This window comes from Lentzea sp. NEAU-D7, assembly GCF_026242055.1.
In the GTDB taxonomy this organism is placed as follows: Bacteria; Actinomycetota; Actinomycetes; order Mycobacteriales; family Pseudonocardiaceae; genus Lentzea.
Window position 1 is genome coordinate 193920 of record NZ_JAPJDL010000001.1, and the last position, 19903, is coordinate 213822.

Here is a 19903-nt window from a genome sequence, read left to right on the forward strand (position 1 = left end):
GGTCAGGTGGTGCGATTTTGCCCGCGGTGGTCACCGTGATGACCGGCGCCAGCGACACCGTCGACGAGACGACCAAGTCCTTCGTCGCCGGTGACGAAGGCGCGCTTCGCGCGGTCTACGAGCGCTACGCCGCCGCCGTGCTGCGGGTGGCCTCGTCCAGCCTGCCGTCGCGCGCGGACGCCGAGGACGTGGTGCAGACGACGTTCGTGACGGCTTGGCGCAGCAGGGAGAGCTTCGACCCCGCCAAGGGCAGCCTGCTCGTCTGGCTGCTCACCATCGCCCGCCGCCGGGCGATCGACCTGCTGCGCGCGCACACCCGCGACGAGCAGGTCGTCCGGGTGCTGCACGACACCGGCGGCGGCTCACCGTCCGACGAACCCGTGCGGCCCGAACGGATCGTCGACCGGATGGTGGTGCTGGAGGCCATCGGCGAGCTACCGCCTCAGCAACGGCAGGTGCTGCTGCTGGCCTTCTACGATGACCTCACGCACGAACAGATCGCCGCGACCACGGGACTTCCCCTGGGCACGGTGAAGAGCCACCTGCGGCGAGGGATGACCAGGCTCAGGCAGCGTTGGGAGGTGGACGGTGGCGCACGCTGACCCCGACCTGCTCACGTTGCTGGCCCTCGGCGAACCGGTGCCGGACGTGTCCGTTGAGGACCATCTGCGCGTCTGCGCGACCTGTCGCTCCGAACTGGCGGCGCTCCGCGAGGTCGCCACCGTCGGCCGCGAGACCCGCGCGGAACGAGACCTGCCCATGCCCTCCGAGGACCTCTGGACCCGCATCGCCGCCGAGACCGGGCAGGACACCTCGTCCGTCGTCCCGTTGCGGCGCCGGCCCCGTCGATGGCGTGCGTTCCTCGCCGTCGCGGCCGCCGCGGCCGTCATCGGCGCGGCGGGTGCGGTCGCGGTCGACCGGATCACGACCGCTCCGGCGGCCTCCGAGCAGGTGCTGGCACAGGGTGACCTGGCCAGGCTCGCGTCGGCACCCGACTCCGCTCGCGGCAGCGCACGGGTCGTTCGCACCGCGGACCGCACCGTGCTGCGCGTCTCCGTCGACGGCATGCCCGCACCGGACGGGCTGTACCAGGTGTGGCTCTTCGACGGCGCCGCCACGATGATCCCGCTGGGCGTGCTCACGAACGGCCAGGCCGACATGCCGTTGCCGGAGACGGTCGACTTGAACACCTACCGCGTGGTGGACGTGTCCGCACAGCGGTGGGGCCAGCAGGAGCACGGAACCAGCATGCTGCAGGGACGGCTGGGCTGAGCACCGCCCGCGCGTTAGCGGTGCGCAAGCGCGGGTAACCGGAGACGTCAGGAGCCGAGTTGGAGGAGAACGATGAGCGACACGACGACAGTCGACCGGCTGCGCACCGCGCTGGCTGACGTGGCCTACCCCGCGGACAAGGGGCAGCTGGTCGACCACGCGTCACGCAACAACGCCGACGAGGACACCGTGCACGCGCTGCACTCCGTCCCGGACGGCCTGTACGAGTCGTTCGACGAGGTGCTCGGCGTGATCGCCGTCGACCAGGACCGCGAAGCCTGAGCTTCCGGCCACTTCCGTCGTCCGCGGCACCGGAGCGATCCGGTGCCGCTCGTCGCTGCGGTGAAGAACTTCCCCTGGCCTCCACACGTCCGACGGCCGAAAGCCGGAATGGGAACCTGATGAAGGATCGCAAGGCGGTGCGGATCCCCGCACCCGCGGGACGCCCTCGTCTCACCGGCGACGCGCCGGTCGTCGCGGTGGTGGGCGGTGGCATCGCGGGTCTCGCCGCGTCCACTTTGCTCGCTGAGCGCGGCGCGCGCGTCGTGCTGTACGAACGTGAGCCCTACCTGGGCGGGCGGGTCGGCGGCTGGCGCACGCGGCTGGCGGACGGCAGCGACGTCACGATGACCCGCGGGTTCCACGCGTTCTTCCGGCAGTACTACAACTTGCGCGCGTTGCTCAGGCGCGTCGATCCGGACGGCCGCGCGCTGACGCCGATGGCCGACTACCCGCTGTGGCACGCGCGGGGTGACCGCGACTCCTTCGCTGGCATGCCCACGACGGCGCCGTGGAACGTGCTGGCGTTCCTGCGGCGCAGCCCGACGTTCCGCTGGCGCGACCTGCCGGACATGAACCCCGAGGCGGCCCTGAAGCTGCTGGACGTGTCCGTGCCGGGCGTCTACGACGAGCTCGACGGCATCGACGCCGCCGAGTACCTGCGACGAGTGCGATTCCCGGAAGCCGCGCACGCGCTCGCGTTCGAAGTGTTCTCCCGCAGCTTCTTCGCGCATCCGCGGGACATGTCAGCCGCCGAGCTCGCCGTGATGTTCCACATCTACTTCCTCGGTTCGAACGAGGGACTGCTCTTCGACGTCGCGGCCGACCCGTTCCCGCACGGCCTGTGGGACCCGCTCGGTCAGCGCCTCGTCGATCTGGGCGCCGACGTGTGCACGGGCGTCGACGTGGAATCGGTGGAACGGGGCGGGGCAAGGCGTTTCACCGTCACCACCGGGGACGGCGTGGTCGACGCCGACGCCGTGGTGCTCGCCGCCGACGTGAAGGGCCTGCGCGGGATCGTGCAGGCGTCCCCGGATCTGGGAGACGCCGACTGGCGTGCTCGGGTGACGGGTCTGCGGACCGCCCCGCCGTTCCTGGTCTCGCGGTACTGGCTGGACCGGCCCGTAGACCGGCCGGGTTTCATCGGCACCAGCGGGTACGACCTGCTCGACAACGTGAGCGTGCTCGACGCCTACGAACACGAGGCGAGGGCGTGGGCGGCGCGCACAGGTGGCTCGGTGGTGGAGCTGCACGGCTACGCCGTTCCGTCCGATGTGGACGAGGGCGAGGCGAGGCTGCGGCTCTGGGAGCAGCTGACCGAGGTCTACCCGGAGACCAAGGGCGCCACCGTGGTCGACGAACGGCACGAGTGGCGCTCCGACTGCCCGTTGTTCCCCGCGGGTGGCTACGAGGACAGGCCGCGGGTGAGCACGCCGGACGACTTCCTCGTGCTGGCGGGAGATCTCGTGCGCATCGACCTGCCGGTGGCGCTGATGGAACGCGCGGCGACGACCGGTTTCGCCGCCGCCAACCAGCTGCTCGGCCGATGGGGTGTGAGCGGGACCGATCTCTGGACCGTCCCGGTCGAGGGCCGCGTCCCGCTGCTCCGCGCGGCCGCTCGCCGGCGGAGGTCCGCGTGAACGTCGGCGTGGACCGCGGTGCCACGGGTGTCGCGGTGCGCAGGTCGCTCGGTGCGGTGCGGGCTGTGGCGTGGATCTGCGGTGCGCTCGTCGTGCTGGCGCAGATCGTCTACTCCATGACCGAGCCGGAGGCCAGGCTCTTCACGACCGTGGCGTCGGTGATCGCGTTCGCGGTGGCGTCGGTGTGCGACGCCTTCGCCCGCTTCGGGCCGCGCGCGGCGGCCCTGCTGGTGCTGATCGCCGGAGGCGGCGGTCTGCTGGCCGAGACCATCGGTGTGCACACGGGCTTTCCGTTCGGGGACTACCGCTACACGGGCACCCTCGGCGTGGAGTTCGCCGGAGTGCCCGTGGTCGTGGCCCTGGCGTGGGTGATGATGAGCTGGCCGGCGTTGCTCGTCGGCCGGGCGCTCGCGGCCTGGCTGCGGGTGGACCGCCCGGTGTGGCTGGTCGTCGTGGCCGGCGCGTGGGCTCTCGCGTCGTGGGACGTGTTCCTCGATCCGCAGATGATCGACGCCGGGCACTGGGAGTGGGCCGATCCCAGCCCGGCACTGCCCGGTGTGGACGGTGTCCCCCTGACCAACTACGCCGGCTGGCTTCTGGTCGCGGCGCTGATGATCACCGCGCTGCACCGGAGCGTCGGCCGGCCGCGCGTCGCCAGGGAGCTCGACCTGAGGGCGGGACCGGCCCCGGTGCTGTACCTGTGGACCTACGGTTCCTCGGTGTGGGCGCACGCGGCGTTCTTCGACCGGCCCGCGGTGTCCCTGGTCGCCGGTGTGCTCATGGGAGTGGCGGCCGTGCCGTTCGCGTTCACGTTGTGGCGGGCACATCGGTGAGGAGATTCCTCGGCGCCGCGGTGCGCTCTGCCGCCGTCGGCTCTCTGGTGGCCGCCGCGCACGCCCTGGTGAACGCGCGGCTGATGCGGGTCCCGGACGCCGATCCGCCCCTGTGCCAGGAGAAGGTGTCGGTGCTGGTGCCCGCGCGGGACGAGGCGCACCGGATAGCGCCGACCATCAGGTCGCTGCGGGCTCAGCGCGGTGTGCCCGAGCTGGAGATCATCGTGCTCGACGACGGCTCGGCCGACGGCACCGCCGACGAGGTGCGCCGGGTCGCGGACGACGACCCGCGGCTGCGTGTCGTCACCGGTGACGCGCCACCGGCCGGGCTGCCCGGCAAGCCCCACGCCTGCGCCCAGCTGGCCGAGCTGGCAGAGGGCCACGTGCTGGTCTTCGTCGACGCGGACGTCGTGCTCGCGCCCCATGCGATCGCCGCGGCTGTCGCGCTGTTGCGCGAGAACGACCTCGACGTGGTGTCGCCGTTCCCGCGTCAGCTCGCCGACGGCATCGGGGCCCGTCTCGTCCAGCCACTGCTGCAGTGGTCGTGGCTGGTGTTCCTGCCGTTGCGACTGGCCGAACGCTCCCCCAGGCCGTCGTTGTCCGCGGCGAACGGGCAGTTCCTCGTGGTGGACGCCGCCGCCTACCAGCGCAGCGGAGGTTTCGCGGGGATCGCCACGGCGGTGCTCGACGACATCGCGCTGATGCGGGCGGTCAAGCGCACTGGCGGCCGCGGCGTGGTCGTCGACGGCAGCACCGTGGCGGTCTGCCGGATGTACGAGGACTGGGCCGGGGTCCGGGACGGGTACGAGAAGTCGCTGTGGTCCGCCACCGGCAGCCCGGTGGCCGCGGCGGCGCTGTCGGTCGTGCTCGCGTGGCTGTACGTACTACCGCCGATCGCCGCGCTCGCGGGGTCGCGCGCCGGCGCCGCCGGTTACGCGGCGGGGGTGCTCACCAGGGTTGTGACGGCACGGCACACCGGTGGACGGGTGTGGCCCGACGCGCTCGCGCACCCCGTGTCGGTGGTGGTGCTGGTGAGTCTCGTCGCGCGGTCGTGGCGAGCCCGGCGGGCAGGACGGTTGCACTGGAAGGGCCGATCGTTGCGGGGGAGCAGCTGACGTGGCACGGGTAGCGGTGATCGGCGCGGGCATGGGAGGACTGGCCGCGGCCGCGCGGCTGGCCGGGTCCGGCCACGAGGTGACCGTGTACGAGCAGGCCGCCGGTCACGGCGGCAAGCTCGGCACGCTGCGACGCGACGGGTTCACGTTCGACACCGGGCCGTCGTTGCTGACGCTCCCCCACGTCTACCGCGACCTCTTCGCGGCGACGGGCGCACCGCTCGACGACCTCGTGGAGATCGTGCCGGTGGAGCCGACCTGCCGCTACCGCTTCCCGGACGGCTCCGAGCTCGACATGCCGCACGCCGAGCAGGACGTGGAGGCCGCGCTGAGCGACGCGTTCGGGTCCGAGGCGGCACGGCAGTGGCGGGCGCTGCTCACCGACGCGGAACGGCTGTGGGACCTCGTCGGCGAACCGGTGCTGCAGAACCCCCTGAACGGCGTGCGAGATCTGCTGCGCCGGTCGGCGAGCGTCCGCGACCTGATGGCGATCGCGCCGTGGCGCACGCTGCGCGGGGTGGGTCAGCGGCGGCTGACCGATCCGCGGCTGCGCATGCTCCTCGACCGCTACGCCACCTACAGCGGCTCGGACCCGCGCCGCACGCCCGCGTTGATGACGGTGATCCCGTTCATCGAGCAGCGGTTCGGCGGCTGGTACGTGCGCGGCGGGCTGCGCGGGCTCGGTGACGCCCTGTACGGCCGCTGCGACGACCTCGGCGTGCGCTTCCGCTTCTCCACGACGGTCACCGCCGTGGAGTCCGGCAGCGGCGGGGTGACCGGCGTGCGCCTGCGGGACGGCGAGCGGCAGCCCGCCGACGTCGTCGTGTCCGATGTGGACGCCGAACACCTCTACGGCGACCTGCTCGCCGACCGGCGCTCGCACCGTCCACACCGGATGCTGCGCAAGACCCAGCCGTCGCTGTCGGGGTTCGTGCTGCTGCTCGCGCTGCAGGGGAAGACCCCGGACCCCGTGCACCACCGCGTGCTGTTCCCCGCCGACTACGACGCCGAGTTCGACTCCATCTTCGGCCGCCACCCCCGACCCGTACCGGACCCGACGGTCTACGTGTGCGCACCGGACGACCCCGCCGTCGCACCCGAAGGAGACGAGGCGTGGTTCGTGCTGGTCAACGCGCCGCGGCACGGGGACGTCGACTGGACGGCGCCCGGTCTCGCCGACTCCTACGCCGACCGGGTCCTGGGGGTGATGGCCGAGCGCGGGCTGGACGTCCGGCACCGGGTGCGCTGGCGCGTGATCCGCACACCGGCCGACTGGGCGCGCGACACGGGAGCCGTCGGCGGGTCGATCTACGGCTCGTCGTCCAACGGACCGCGGGCAGCGCTGCTCCGGCCGGCCAACCGCGCTCCCGTTCCCGGGCTGTTCCTCGTCGGCGGTTCGGCGCACCCCGGCGGCGGGCTGCCGCTCGTGGCGATGTCAGCGGGCATCGTCGCCCGCATGATCGGCCCGGCCTGACGCGAACGGCCCCGTCCAGGGCCGGCCCGAGAGCTCCCGCCGGACTCCGGCGACGAGCTGCCCGAACCCGACCACGGCGCACGCCGCCCACACCAGAGCCGACACGACGGCCCAGCTCCACCCGGTGACCGGGGTGCCGCCGGGCGCCAGACCCGTTCCCGCGCAGGCGATCGCGACCACGATGATCCTGATCGGACGCTCGGCCACCGTGATCGCGCCCGCCGAGGCCATCCCGACGGCCTGCGCCTTCGCCCGCGCGTACTCGTGCAGCAGCACGGTCACCCCGATGGCGGCGCACCACCACGCCTCGGCCCCGAGCACCAGCAGGACCAGCACCAGCGACAGGTCCGCCAGCCGGTCGGCCACCGCGTCCACCACGGCGCCCAGCGGCCGCGCCCGGCCGGTGCGCAGGGCGACCGCGCCGTCCAGGCCGTCGAGCACCCCGGTCGCGACGACCAGCACCAGCGCCAGCAGGGGCCACCGTCCGCCCGCACCGGCGACGGCGACCGCGCCTCCCGCGGCCACCACACCGGCCAGCGACAACAGGTCGGGCGGAACGCGGTCCAGAGGGCGGGCCAGCGCGTGCACGAACCGCAGCCAGCCGACGACGAGCCTGCTGGCGGACACGTCCTCGCCGTGCAGCCGGGACCACCCGTCGACTGCGCTCGCGTCGTCACCGGTCACGCCACCACGGTAGGCGGGTGGATGACTTCACGCAGGTTCGGGTACCTCCCCGATCATGCATGTACTCCGCGCCGTGGCAGCGGCTACGTCGAGCGCGCTGCGCGGCCGGGACCTCCTGCTGTGGGCCGCCGGGCTGACGTTCTTCTCCGCACTCGGCCTGGTGCCGTTGCTCCTGATCGCGCTGCGGGGCGTGGCGTTGTTCTTCGGCCCGGAACTGGTGATCGACGGGGCACGCGCGGTCGGGGGGTCGCTGCCGCGGGCCCACGACCCCACCGCCGCGCTGGTCCAGCTGGCCGAGGCGGCGACTACCACCTCGTGGCCGTTGCTCGCCGCCGCGCTGTTCCCCGCGTCGCTCTACGGCGAAGGACTCCGCCGCAGCCTCGTGCAGGCCGCCGGCGAACGGCCGACCAAGTGGACGGGCTGGGCCGGGCGGATCGCGTTCCTGCCGGTGCTCCTGCTCGCACCCCTGCTGGTCGCGCTACCGCTGGCGTTCGCCTCGGAGGTCGGACCGCTCTACGAGGCCGGGGGCTGGTCCACCGTGCTCGGAGTCGTGCTGTCGTTCCACCTCGACATGGTCCCGATCTGCGTGACCGTCGGCCTGGTGTTCGCCTTCGTCGGACCGGTCGCGCTACCGGTGCGGACGGTCCTCGCCGCCGGGGTCGCCGTGGGAGCGGTGCTCACGGGCTTCCTGCACGGGTTCGTGGTGTTCCTGCTGATCCCCGTGGACTGGGCGATTCCCTACGGTGGCCTCGCGATCCCCGGCGCGGTGGCGGCTCTCGGGCTGTGGCTGTTCCTGCTGCACGCCCTGCTGTTGTTCGGTTACCGCGCCACGCTCAGCACGCACGACGTGCTCCGCAGGGGGTGACGCCGGGTGGATCTCCCGGACTTGCGCGACGGTGGCGCGGCGCACACTCGCCGCCGCTCGTTGTGCAGCCCGCGCCGGGTGTCTGCACCCTGGACTGACAAGCATGTCGCGATGGGCGGAGGGAACGGTCGGTGGGGCGATCTGACGACATCGGACACGACCGTTCCGTGCTCACCGACGTGTTCGCCGAGGACCCCGAGATCGGGCGCGACCTCGCCGCGGTGGACTGGGCCGCCACTCCGCTCGGCCCGCCGGAGGGCTGGCCGCAGAGCCTGCAGACCGCCGTCAGCGTCCTGTTGTCGTCCAGGTTCTCGATGTGGCTGGCGTGGGGACCGGAGCTGACCTTCTTCTGCAACAACGCTTATCGGCACAACACGCTGGGACGGAAGTACCCGTGGGCGCTGGGCCGACCGGCCGCGGAGGTGTGGGCCGAGATCTGGGAGGACGTCGAGCCCAGGGTGGACAACGTGCTCAGCAGCGGACGGGCGACCTGGGACGAGGCCCTGCTGTTGTTCCTGGAGCGCTCGGGGTACTCGGAGGAGACCTACCACACGTTCTCCTACAGCCCCCTGCGCGACGAACGTGGTGCGGTGGCAGGGATGTTGTGCGTGGTCAGCGAGGAGACCGAGCGCGTCATCGGCGAGCGGCGGATGGCGACGCTGCGCGATCTCGGCTCGGACCCCACCGTCGCGCGTGAGGAGCGGGAGGTGCTGGCGTTCGACTGCACGCAGCTCGAACGCAACCGCCGGGACCTGCCGTTCACCCTGATCTACCTCGTCGACCACGGCCGGGCCCGGCTGGCGGGGGCGACGGGGATCGCGCCGGGGCATCCTGTCGCCCCGGAGGCCATCGCTCACGAGGACGAGGCACCGGTGTGGCCGGTGGCGGCGGTGATGGACGGCGACTCCGTCGTGGTCGAGCTCGACGGGGAACGGTTCGCCGATCTGCCCCGCGGCGACTGGAACAGACCTCCCGCCCAGGCCCTGGTGGTGCCGCTGCAGCGGCCGGGCGGCGCACCGCACGGGTTCCTGGTCGCCGGCCTGAACAGGCACCGCCCGCTCGACGACGGCTACCGCGGGTTCGTCGACCTGGTCGCGGGCCACATCGCCTCGGGCGTCGCGGGAGCCCACGACTTCCAGGCCCAGCAACGACGTGCCGAGGAGCTCACCGAGCTCGACCGCGCCAAGACCGCGTTCTTCTCCAACATCAGCCACGAGTTCCGCACCCCGCTCACCCTCATCATGGGCCCGGTGCAGGACCTGCGGGACCGGCTGGCCCAGGCGGACCCGCAGGCGGGTCACGAGCTGGAGGTCATCCACCGCAACGGACTGCGGCTCGGCAAGCTGGTCAACACCCTGCTGGACTTCTCCCGGCTGGAAGCGGGCCGCATGCAGGCCCACTTCCAGCCCGTCGAGCTCGCGACGATCACCGCGGAGCTGGCCGGCGTCTTCCGGTCGGCCGTGGAGAGGGCGGGACTGAGCTTCGAGATCGACTGCTCTCCCCTGCCCGAACCGGTGCACGTCGACCTCGGCCTGTGGGAGAAGGTCGTGCTGAACCTGCTGAGCAACGCTCTCAAGTTCACCGTCGAGGGCTCGGTCGGCATCACCGTGCGCGGCGGCGCGGGCAAGGCCGTCGTGACCGTCAGCGACACCGGGGTCGGTGTGCCGCGGCACGAGATCCCCAGGTTGTTCGAACGCTTCCACCGCATCGAGAACAGCTGGTCCCGGTCACGGGAGGGCAGCGGGATCGGGCTCGCGCTCGTGCAGGAGCTCGTCCACCTGCACGGCGGCACCATCCGGGCCGACAGCGCCGAGGGAGAGGGCACCCGCTTCACCGTCGAGCTGCCGTTCGGCACGGACCACCTGCCCGCCGAGGCGCTGTCGCGGCAGGCCGGGCCGCCGACGGTGTCGGACATCGCCGCCCCCTACGTGCAGGAGGCGCTGCGCTGGCTGCCGGATCCCGGCCCCGCCGCCGAGGACCTGCTGCCCACTGCGGCCGCCGGCACCGCACCGCAGGCGCCCGCCACCGTGCTCGTCGCCGACGACAACTCGGACATGCGGGAGTACCTCACCCGGCTGCTGCTCAGGGCGGGCTACGAGGTCCGCGCCGTGAACGACGGCCTGGCGGCGCTGGAGACCGCCCGCGCCCAACCGCCGGACCTCGTGGTCAGCGACGTGATGATGCCGCGCATGGACGGTCTCTCCCTGGTCGCCGCGCTGCGCGCCGACCCGCGCACGATGGCCGTGCCGGTGCTGCTGCTGTCGGCCCGTGCCGGGCAGGAGGCGTCCGGTGAGGGACTGCGGGCCGGTGCGGACGACTACCTCGTCAAACCGTTCGCCGCCGCGGACCTCCTCGCGCGGGTGCGGGCGAACGTCGACCTCTCCCGGCTGCGCGGCCGGCACGCCCGCTGGCGCGACGCGCTGATCGACTCACTGCAGGAGGCGTTCTTCGTCTGCGACGACGACGGCACCGTCGTCGAGGTCAACGCCGCGTTCACCGACATCCTCGGGTACGGGCCGGAAGACCTGCCCTATGCCGTGCCGCACCCGTGGTGGCCGGACGAGCGCACCGATGCCGAGGCGCACCGCGAGTTCGCCGACGCGTTCGCGGCCCGGTCCGGGCGCGACCAGCACAGCCGCACCGTCCCGGTCACCCACCGCGACGGCAGGAGGCTGTGGGTCAGCGCCCTCATGAACCCCGCCCGCGACCCGGACAGCGGCCGGACGGTGACGGTCGGCACGTTCCGCGACGTCACCGCCGATCACCACGCCCGCAGGCGTGAGGCCGCGCTCGCGGAGCTCAGCGTGCGGTTGTCCCGGGCCACCAGCGCCTCCGAGGCGCTGTCCGGCGCGCTGGAGCACCTGGAGACGCTGTGGCGGGCCGAGCAGGTGCTGGCCGTCGTCTTCGGCCGCCACGAGACGCCGTGGGTCAGCACCGTCACCGAGCGCCTCGCCTGGGAGGACCTTCCGGCGCACCGGCGCTCGACGCTCGCCGCGCTGAAGGACCACAGCGCGCTGACCCCCGTCGCCCTGGAGGACGGCAGCACCGCCGTCACCGTCGAGCACCCCGACGGACCGATGGTGCTGTGGCTGCACCTCCACTCGCACAGCCACTTCACCGAGCAGGACGAGCTGCTGCTGTCGTTGCTGGCCGGTCATCTCACTCAGGGCCTGTCCCGGGCGCGTCAGATCGACCAGCAGCGGGAGACGGCGCTGGCGCTGCAACGCGCCATCCTGGGCCCGTCGCACCTGCCCGGTGGCTTCGCCGTGCGCTACGAACCGGCGGCCCGTCCGCTGGAGGTCGGCGGCGACTGGTACGACACGTTCCCGTTGCCCGACAAGCGCATCGGCATCGTCGTCGGGGACTGCGTCGGCCGCGGGCTCAGCGCCGCGGCGGTGATGGGTCAGCTGCGCAGCGCCTGCCGTGCGTTGCTGCTGCAGGAGACCGGGCCCGCCCGCGCCCTCATGGCGCTCGACCACTTCGCCGACGGCGTCCCCGGCGCCTTGTGCACCACGGTGTTCTGCGGAGTCCTCGACCCCGCCACCGGCCACCTCGTCTACTCGAGCGCCGGACACCCGCCCGCGATCCTGGCGCTCCCCGACGGCACCACCCAGCTGCTCGAAGGCGGACGGTCCATCCCGCTCGCGGTCAAGCTGGGCGTGCGGCGCACGGAGGCCGAGTGCCACCTGCCTCCCCGCTCCACGCTGCTCACCTACACCGACGGGCTCGTCGAACGCCGCCGCAGCTCGCTGACCGAGGGCATCGACAAGGCCGCGCACGCGGTCCAGCAGGGTCGTGAGAGCGGGCTGGAAGACCTGGCCGGTCAGGTCATGACGGCTCTCGCTCCGGAAGGTGGCTACGACGACGACGTGGCCCTGCTCCTGTACCGGCACCCGGCACCGCTCGACATGACCTTCCCCGCGGAGCCCGGCCGGCTCGGGGAAGCCCGGCACGCGTTGCGCACCTGGCTGCGGGAGTGCGGACTGTCCGCGAAACGCGCCCAGAGCGTTCTGCTGGCAGTCGGGGAGGCGTGCATCAACTCGATCGAGCACGCCTACCGGGACGCCCCGCGCGAGGCCGTCCGGGTCCGGGTCGAGACGGCGGGTGGCGCCGGGTTGCTCGCGACCGTGGCCGACACCGGCACCTGGAAGCCCCCGGCCACCGACCCCGCGACGACCCGCGGCCGGGGCACCGCGATCATGCAGACGATGATGGACGAAGTCACCATCCGCCCCGATCCATCCGGCACCACCGTGACGATGCACGTGAGGATTCTCGATGACGACGCCGCTGAAGCTGACCAAGACCGTCGACCCTCAGGGCAGGTCCGTCATCAGGGCGGCGGGTGAGATCGACCTGAGCAACGCCGAGACGTTCGCGGCCGCGTTCGCGGGCACCACCGGACCGCTGGTCGTCGACCTCACCGAGGTGCACTACATCGACAGCGCCGGGATGAGCGTGCTGTTCACGCACGCCGAGCGGACCGAGCTGATCGCGACCTCGCTGCTCTCGCCGATCCTCGAGATGTCCGGACTCACCTCGATGACCACCGTCCGGGAAGCGGAGGGGTGACAGCTCAGGCGATCCTGTCCGCACAGCGCATCAGGACCGCCGGGGAGATCTTTCCCCGCGTGCGCCGCAGATGCGCCTCGCCCCACACCCTCACCCCTTCGACGGGCAGAGCCGTTGTCCCGACTTCGACTGGGAGAGCGGCGACTGGCGCACCACAACGCCGTGCGCTCCTCCCCCACCCGGCAACGCCGCGTCGCGGCCTGTCCGGTGGAAGAGGAGCGCGTCAGCCGGCAGGGCTCACCTCACCGTGATGTTGGAGTTGCCACTGCTCTGGTAGCCCTCGGTCGCGAGGATCATGTAGTAGCTGAAGTTGCCGAGCCGCATGTTGGCGCGGTTCCACGCGTCGAAGTGGTTGCCGGTGGTGATCGACCCGCCCGTCCGCCTCTGCTGCCGGACGCTCCAGAACTGCGGGAAGGTCTTGTTGTTGCCTTCCACGGAGGGCGCGTTGTAGCGCATCGTCTGGTAGATGTCGTACGTGCCACCGTCGGTGGTCACCGTGCCCTTGTACGTGCCGGTGGGCCGGTAGTTGCCCCAGTTGTCGACGACGTAGTACTCGACGAGCGGGTTCGAGGTCCACCCGTACAGGGTCAGGTACGCGTTGCCGGACGGGTTGAAGCTGCCGGAGTAGTTCACGGTCCGGCGTGAGCCGTTGCTCCAGCCCTTGCCGCCGACGAAGTTGCCGACGTTGCTCCACGACGTGCTGTAGTTGCCGCCGGATCCGAACTCCATGCAGACCCTGCCGCCACCGTCGGTCCAGAACGAGTAGTAGTAACCGCCGTTGTTGCCCGTCTGGCTCGAACACGTGGCGGCGATGCCCACATCGGCACTGGCCACGACCGGCGTCATCGCCATGACGAGCGCGGTGCAGGCGCCGCTGACGAGCAATGCCATTCGGCCGCGTTTGCGGCTCGACGGTCGAAAATGGGCTTCAGCCATATGCGGTACTCCTCAGCATTGAGGTTGGCACGGCAGCGGTCGAAACTTTATCGACACTAGCAGCGCCACACGGGCTCCATAAGACCGCCGAGAAGTTTCGATAATTTTTCGAAACTTCTCGGCGGTCGTCGGTGAAGCCCTTTGTGATCATTTCAATTCGCGCACCGGAGTGCGCGCGATCAGCGTTGCAGCGTCAGCAGACCCGGCCGGTACGGCAGCCGGCCGTAGTCGCCGCCGGAGTTCGGATCGCGCCCTTGGTAGAGCAGCTGCAGGTTGCAGGGGTCGATGGTCTTGGTCTGGTCGGGGTTGGTGCGGATCAGGTCGCCGTGGCTGATGTCGTTGGTCCAGGTGGCACCGCTGTTGGCCTTGCCGGCGAACGGGTTGCTCTCGGTGGCGGCCTGCGGCGTCCACGAGCCGCTCAGGCTGCTGGACGTGAACGAGCGGAAGTAGCGCCCGCCGGACCCCATCGCCTCGACGATCATGAGGTACTGGTTGCGGCCCTGGACCTTGTAGACCTCGACACCCTCGAACAGGTTCGCCTTCGTGTCGCTCATGATCTGGGTCCAGGACGAGCCGAAGCTGCCGGGGAAGTTCCCGATGGGCATGCTGGCGCGGTAGATCTTGCCGTTGTCACCGGCGAAGAACAGGTACATGTGCGTGTCGTCGGCGATGAGCGTCTGGTCGATCGGGCCCGTGTCGGAGCCGGGGATGCTCCCGGTGAACAGCGTCTGCGGCGACGACCAGCCGTTCGCGTTGGTCGGGTCGTTCGACGTCCGGTAGCTGAACGCGGTCGGCCCCCACTGGTAGGCGAGCACCCAGATGTTCTTCGGCGCGAAGTAGAACAGCGTGGAGGCGACGGCGCCGGTGCTCATCCCGTTCTGGCTGGCCGAGCCCATGTCGGACCAGTTCGTGAAGGTCCCGAAGTTCATCGAGCCCCACGTCGTGCCCGTGTCGTGCGTCGTCGCGTAGACCAGGTGCTTGCCGTTGTAGAGGACGTGGGTGAAGTCCTTGAGCGACACCCAGCCCTGCTTCGGCTGCGCCAGCGGGCCCGTGGAGGACCAGCGGTAGGTCGACGGGAGCGAGCACCCGCCGGGCGGGTTGCTCGTCGTGGTGGTGGGGTTGGTCCCGCCGCCGACGCGGACGAGCTGCCACTGCTGGTTGGCACCGCCCCAGTCGCTGTACTGGACCACGTTGCCGCCGTCGGCGGTGGAGCCGCCCTGGACCTCGACGGCCTTGTTGCTGTTGCGGTTGACCAGCCGCACGTGGCCACCGTCGGAGTCGGCGAGGCGGAACTGCTGGTTCGTGCCGTTGGAGTCGGCCCACTGCACGATGGCGCCGCCGTCGGCGGTGGAGAAGTTGTGGACGTCGAGGACCTTGCCCGACAACCGCGACTTCAGCCGGTAGTAGCCGCCGCCGGAGTCGACGAACTGCCACTGCTGCTGGTTGCCGTCGTTGCGCGTCCACTGGGTGATCCGCGCGCCGTCGTTCGTGGCGAGGTTGTAGACGTCCAGGGCCTTGCCGCTGTTGCGGTTGACCAGGACGTACCAGGCGGTGGTGTCGACGGTCGCCGCCGACACGGGTGCCGCGCTGAAGGCCGCCACCAGACCGCCGATCAGGACGGCCACGGCGGCGGTGATGCCGGCCGCGCGTCGTCTGCGGGCGCGGGGGGCGGAGGCGGGCGGGTGGTGGCCAGATCCGGCCATGAACGTGCTCCTCTTCATCGAGGTGAGGATCGCGAGATGCAATGGTCGGCGGACCGCTTGCGCCGAGCGGTCCGTCGCGCCCTTTTCAGGGCGAACGGCAATTGCGTCACAGAGATGTCTGTGCGGCGGATACGGCCGCCTCCACCAACTCTGAGGGATGATCTCCGCGCGGTCAAGAACTGTCGAATGCGTTCGACTGGAGACGCGCACAGCAGGTCCGGCGCATTGTTCCGTGCTAAAAAAGTCGAATTCTTTGAGCGCATTCGAGCCGTACCGCCGCGGGCGCGGCCCGGTAGGGTCGCCGGTGTGGATCTCGAGGACACCGCCGCCCGGCTCGGCGTCACCGCCGAGGAGGTCGGCCGCGTGCACCGGCTCGCCGGCGACCGGCCGTCCGCCCCGCTGCCCGCCAAGGCGCACGCGCCCGCGATCCTCGACCGCCTCGCCGTGCGCCCGGACGACGCGGCCGAGGTCGTGGCGGGCTGGCCCGACGCCGGCTCTCCACTGTGGACGCCGGAGCTGCGCTGGCTGCTGGACCGCTCGATCGCCCTGGTCCGGGCCGATCTCGGTGGCCACCAGTGGCTGCCACCCGGCCCGGCGCTGCCGCGCGACCGCGGCCCCGCCTGGCGGCACCTCTACGTCTACGCGTACCTGGCCCTGGTCGACGTCGTCACGCACCACCACCGCGAGCGCGGCATTCCCGACGCCGTGACGTGGACGACCCTCGCCGACCTGGGCCGCAACCTCGCGATCGACAGGCGGATGAACCGCGAGGGCTGGCCGGTCATGCAGAGCTGGCTGACGCTGCACACCCGCGGAGCCGTGTACGAACTCGGCCGGCTGCAACACCACCGCGGCGACGGCGCACTCTCGCTGCACATCCCCGACTCGGGTCCGCTGACTCCGCAGGCGGTCGCGGCGTCACTCGACGAAGCCCGCGCCTTCTTCCCGCGCCACTTCCCCGGCGAGCACTACACGGCGTTCTCCTGCGGCTCGTGGCTGCTCGACCCGCAGCTGCGGGAGTACCTGCCGGGGGACTCCAACATCATCCGGTTCCAGGAGATGTTCGAGCTGGAACCCCACGAGGAGCAGGAAGGGCTGGACGCCGACGTGGAGGTGCGGCGGTTCGTGTTCCGCACGCTGTCCACCCCGCTCGACCGGCTGCCGCGCGACACGGTGCTCCAGCGCGCGGTCGTCGACCACCTGCGGGCAGGCCGCCACTGGCACTGGCGTCGAGGCCGGTTCCCGATCTAGCGGTTTCGCTGTGCCTACCCCGGTGAATGCTCGATTTTGGTCAACACTGAAGTTATAGAGAGTATTTACCGCGCCTTCAGCCCGACCCGGTAGCGGTGGTGGTAGTGCCTGCCGGTGAGCCACAGCTCCCCGGCCGTGTCCGGCACCGCCGCGATGCCCCCGATCACCTGGTCGCGGCCCGTCGGCAGTTCGGCGACGGTGACGGCGGTGAGGTCGGCGTCCGCGGTGACGGCACCGGAGGCGAGGTCCACGCGGATCATCCAGTCCGTGCCCGTGACGGCCGCCCACACCTGCGGGTGGCTGTCGACGGAGACGCAGTGGAGCTCGCCGAGTCGTGCGGTGGACCATTCACGGGCGCCGAGCCGCAGCTCGCGGACCAGCGCGCCGGTGTCGCGGTCGCGCAGCAGCAGCCTGGCCGTGCCGTCGGACTGCACGAGGTGCGTGCCGTCGTAGCACAGTCCCCAGCTCTCGCCGATGATCGCGGTGCGGCGCCGTTCCGCCAGCGACCGCGGATCGAGCACCACGGCGGCCTCGGTCCCGGTGTGCCACAGCCCGGCCGGTGTCAGCGCGGTCCCGCTGCCCGGCGACACGGGCCGCTGGACCCGGATCTCACCGGTGGCGGGTGCGACCACGCGGATCATCGGGCCCGTGTTCTCCACGAGGAGGTCACCTACCAGTTCCAGACCGCGTGCGTCGGCCCGGTCGGTGGGGACGCGCGCGAGCACCTGGGCGCGGAAGTGCCGCGACGGGGCGCGCAGGGCAGCCGGCGCGGGACTGGCCGTCGTGGCCGGTGCCGGGCTGTCCTGAGCGGTCCGGTCGGGAGCCGAACAGGCGGCGAGGGTCAGCAGTGCTGCCGACAGCGGATGGAGAAATCTGTTGACGCGCAACGGTTTCACCCCACGGATCGTCACGCCTTCCGGTCTGGCGCGCTTCCACCCCCGAAGGTGAGCCCGCCCGGGGTGTTCATCCGCCCGGGGTGAGGCCGCACGCGGAGGGTGCGGGCCAGGCTGGACGGACATTCCACATTGGAGGATGCCGTGACCCTTGTGACAGTGCCGCCGGAGCGACGACGACTGGCCAGACTCACCTTCCTGGCGGCGGGAGCGGCCGTGGCGGTAGTGCTGGTGGCGGCCGGAGTGCGTGCCGGCGCCGGGCTGGTGCTGATCGGCGCGGCGGGGACGGCGGTCGCACTGGTGGGTGCCTGGTGGTTCCTCGCACACCGCGGCCTCCTGCGGTGGCTCGCCGGAACGCTGGTGCTGCTCGCGCCGCTGGCCGTGGCCGTCCTGTACGTGCAGGCACGCCTGGCGTGGGTGGTCGTGGTGTGCGCCCTGCTGTGGGCGGTCGCCCTGGCCTGCGGACGGCGCGCACTGGCCGCGGGTGCGCGCCGTCCGGCCGAGTCCGAGGTCCCCCCACCGCGGCGGCCGTACCTGATCATGAACCCGAGGTCCGGCGGCGGGAAGACCGGCCGCTTCGGCCTCCCGGAACTGGCCCGCGGGCTCGGCGCCGAGGTCTGCGTGCTCGACGGGTCGCAGAACGCCGCCGAACTCGCCCGGCAGGCCGTCGACGACGGCGCCGACCTGCTCGGCGTGGCCGGAGGTGACGGCACCCAGGCGATCGTCGCCGGCGTCGCGGCGGAATGCGGCGTACCGTTCATGGTCATCTCGGCGGGCACCCGCAACCACTTCGCCCTCGACCTGGGCCTGGACCGCGACGACCCCCGCCGCTGCCTCGACGCGCTCACCGACGGCGTCGAGGTGCGCGTGGACCTCTGCACGGCCGGAGACCGAGTCTTCGTCAACAACGCCTCGTTCGGCGCGTACGCCGAGGTCGTGCAGAGCCCCGCCTACCGCGACGGCAAGACGCGAACGGCGCTGAACCTGCTGCCCGGTCTCCTGGTCGGGCCACGGGCGGCGACGCTGTGCATGCGGGCGGGCGGGGACTGGCTGGCCGGCGCACAGGCGGTGCTGGTCAGCAACAACCCGTACGGCTCAAGCGACCTGGCGGGCCTGGGACGCAGGCCGCGGCTGGACAGCGGCGCCCTGGGCGTGCTCGCCGTGACGGTGCGCAACGCGGCGGACGCCGCCGGCCTGCTGCGAGGCAGGCAGCGCTCCGACGCGGTGTACCTGCGGACCGCCACGGAGGTCGTCATCACGTCGGACACGCTGTCGTTGCCCGTCGGTGTCGACGGTGAGGCGGTCACGATGCCGACCCCCGTGCGGTGCGAGGTGAGGCCGGGGGCGCTGCGGGTGCGGGTGCCGCGCCACCGGCCCGGTGTGCGGCCGCCCCGGCCGGAACTGAGCTGGAGGCGGTTGCGTGAGTTGGCCTTGTCCTAGCGAGGCGAGTCGGCGCTGTCGCAGCGGCGCGAACCGGCCCTGGCTCAACGACGTGAGTCGGTTCAGTCGCAGCGACCCGGGCTGGACCCGTCCGAGCGGAGCGAGTCGGTGCAGTCCCAGCGGCACGAACCGGCCCTGGCCCAACGACGTGAGTCGGCACAATCCCAGCGGCACGAGCTGACCCCGTCTGAGCGGCGCGAGTCGGTGCAGTCCCAGCGGCACCAACCGGCCCTGGCCCAACGATGTGAGTCGGCTCAGTCCCAGCGACATGAGCTGACCCCGTCTGAGCGGCGCGAGCTGGCTCCATCTCTGCGGTGGGAGCCGGCTCTGTCTTGGCGACGCGGGCTGGGCCCGTTCCAACGACGCAGCGGCCAAGCCCCAAGGACACGAGTCGGCACTGTCCGAACGACCCGAGGCTGCCCTGTCCCCAATGACACGAGCTGCTCCCGTCCCAGCGGGGCAAACCCGCCCTGTCCCCACGACACGAACTCGCCCCGCCCCAACGGCACAAGTTGGTCCCATCCCAACAACGCGCGCCCACCCGTTCCAGCAACGCGAGCCGACCCCGTCCCAAAGGCACGAGCCGAACCCGGTCCCACGACACGAGCCCGCTCGTCCAACCACACGCGCGAAGCCCCTCCACGACACAAGCCGGCCCGGCCTGACAGCGCGGGCCGGCCCTGCGACCCGGAGCCCCGCCCGCCCCAACGGCGCAAGCTGACCAACCCCCACGGTGCGAGCCCGGCCCAGCCCAGCAACGCGAGCCGACCCCTCCCAACAACGCGAGCCCGACCTACCCCACGACACCCGCCGGACCCGCCCAACAACGCGAGCCCGGCCCGCCCCAACGACACGAGCCGGCCCGCCCCAACAACGCGAGCCCCGCCCGCCCCAACAACGCGAGCCGGCCCGCCCTCACGGCACGGGCCAAGCCCATGCCGCCAAG

16 protein-coding genes are annotated in these 19903 nt (G+C 71.9%); 12 read left to right on the forward strand and 4 right to left on the reverse strand.

The features are described 5' to 3' along the window. The first annotated feature begins 38 nt into the window (after positions 1-38). The 7 genes from ORI60_RS00855 (at position 39) to ORI60_RS00885 (ending at position 6613) form a co-directional block, all read left to right on the forward strand. Positions 39-602 carry an RNA polymerase sigma factor gene (locus ORI60_RS00855; RefSeq protein WP_266032767.1) on the forward strand — a complete coding sequence of 188 codons (564 nt, stop codon included), beginning with the start codon at positions 39-41 and terminating at the stop codon, positions 600-602. Then, on the forward strand, positions 589-1272 hold the full coding sequence (locus ORI60_RS00860) for an anti-sigma factor (RefSeq protein WP_266032768.1): 684 nt from the start codon (positions 589-591) through the stop codon (positions 1270-1272). Before ORI60_RS00855 ends, ORI60_RS00860 begins: the two co-directional genes overlap by 14 nt. A gap of 72 nt (positions 1273-1344) precedes the next feature. Continuing rightward, on the forward strand, positions 1345-1554 hold the full coding sequence (locus ORI60_RS00865) for a DUF2795 domain-containing protein (protein ID WP_266032770.1): 210 nt from the start codon (positions 1345-1347) through the stop codon (positions 1552-1554). Positions 1555-1673: 119 nt separating this feature from the next. Further along, positions 1674-3191 carry an FAD-dependent oxidoreductase gene (locus tag ORI60_RS00870; RefSeq protein ID WP_266032772.1) on the forward strand — a complete coding sequence of 506 codons (1518 nt, stop codon included), beginning with the start codon at positions 1674-1676 and terminating at the stop codon, positions 3189-3191. After that, positions 3188-4024, forward strand: coding sequence for a carotenoid biosynthesis protein (locus ORI60_RS00875; protein WP_266032775.1), 837 nt, complete (start codon positions 3188-3190; stop codon positions 4022-4024). Before ORI60_RS00870 ends, ORI60_RS00875 begins: the two co-directional genes overlap by 4 nt. Positions 4025-4107: 83 nt before the next feature. Further along, complete coding sequence (locus ORI60_RS00880) at positions 4108-5139, forward strand: glycosyltransferase (RefSeq protein WP_416234350.1); 1032 nt, start codon at positions 4108-4110, stop codon at positions 5137-5139. A 1-nt stretch (position 5140) separates the two neighbouring features. Beyond that, positions 5141-6613, forward strand: a complete 1473-nt coding sequence (locus ORI60_RS00885; protein WP_266032782.1) for a phytoene desaturase family protein — start codon at positions 5141-5143, stop codon at positions 6611-6613. On the opposite strand, the gene ORI60_RS00890 is transcribed toward ORI60_RS00885, so the two are convergent. Continuing rightward, positions 6575-7297 carry a CDP-alcohol phosphatidyltransferase family protein gene (locus ORI60_RS00890; RefSeq protein WP_266032784.1) on the reverse strand — a complete coding sequence of 241 codons (723 nt, stop codon included), beginning with the start codon at positions 7295-7297 and terminating at the stop codon, positions 6575-6577. The genes ORI60_RS00885 and ORI60_RS00890 overlap by 39 nt on opposite strands. 73 nt (positions 7298-7370) lie before the next feature. Between ORI60_RS00890 and ORI60_RS00895 the strand changes: the two genes are divergently transcribed. From ORI60_RS00895 to ORI60_RS00905, 3 genes are all read left to right on the forward strand, one after another. Further along, positions 7371-8162 carry a YhjD/YihY/BrkB family envelope integrity protein gene (locus tag ORI60_RS00895; RefSeq protein ID WP_266032786.1) on the forward strand — a complete coding sequence of 264 codons (792 nt, stop codon included), beginning with the start codon at positions 7371-7373 and terminating at the stop codon, positions 8160-8162. 131 nt (positions 8163-8293) lie between these two features. Further along, the gene (locus tag ORI60_RS00900; protein WP_266032789.1) at positions 8294-12511 is read left to right on the forward strand and encodes a SpoIIE family protein phosphatase; all 4218 of its coding nucleotides are present in this window, start codon (positions 8294-8296) and stop codon (positions 12509-12511) included. Then, positions 12441-12734, forward strand: coding sequence for an STAS domain-containing protein (locus ORI60_RS00905; protein ID WP_266032792.1), 294 nt, complete (start codon positions 12441-12443; stop codon positions 12732-12734). The genes ORI60_RS00900 and ORI60_RS00905 overlap by 71 nt, the downstream gene beginning before the upstream one ends. 237 nt (positions 12735-12971) lie before the next feature. On the opposite strand, the gene ORI60_RS00910 is transcribed toward ORI60_RS00905, so the two are convergent. Both ORI60_RS00910 and ORI60_RS00915 read right to left on the reverse strand, forming a co-directional pair. Beyond that, a complete protein-coding gene (locus ORI60_RS00910) occupies positions 12972-13625 on the reverse strand; it encodes a glycoside hydrolase family 11 protein (RefSeq protein WP_323055865.1) in 654 nt (217 codons plus the stop codon). Between the two features lie 224 nt (positions 13626-13849). Continuing rightward, on the reverse strand, positions 13850-15391 hold the full coding sequence (locus tag ORI60_RS00915; protein ID WP_266032795.1) for a non-reducing end alpha-L-arabinofuranosidase family hydrolase: 1542 nt from the start codon (positions 15389-15391) through the stop codon (positions 13850-13852). A 288-nt stretch (positions 15392-15679) separates the two neighbouring features. Between ORI60_RS00915 and ORI60_RS00920 the strand changes: the two genes are divergently transcribed. Next, positions 15680-16624 carry an acyltransferase domain-containing protein gene (locus ORI60_RS00920; protein WP_266032798.1) on the forward strand — a complete coding sequence of 315 codons (945 nt, stop codon included), beginning with the start codon at positions 15680-15682 and terminating at the stop codon, positions 16622-16624. A gap of 65 nt (positions 16625-16689) precedes the next feature. On the opposite strand, the gene ORI60_RS00925 is transcribed toward ORI60_RS00920, so the two are convergent. Next, positions 16690-17520: a glutaminyl-peptide cyclotransferase gene (locus ORI60_RS00925; RefSeq protein ID WP_266032801.1), complete on the reverse strand. Its 831-nt coding sequence runs from the start codon at positions 17518-17520 to the stop codon at positions 16690-16692. A 141-nt stretch (positions 17521-17661) separates the two neighbouring features. On the opposite strand from ORI60_RS00925, the gene ORI60_RS00930 reads away from it, so the two are divergent. After that, on the forward strand, positions 17662-18957 hold the full coding sequence (locus tag ORI60_RS00930; protein ID WP_266032804.1) for a diacylglycerol/lipid kinase family protein: 1296 nt from the start codon (positions 17662-17664) through the stop codon (positions 18955-18957). Positions 18958-19903 lie beyond the last annotated feature (946 nt).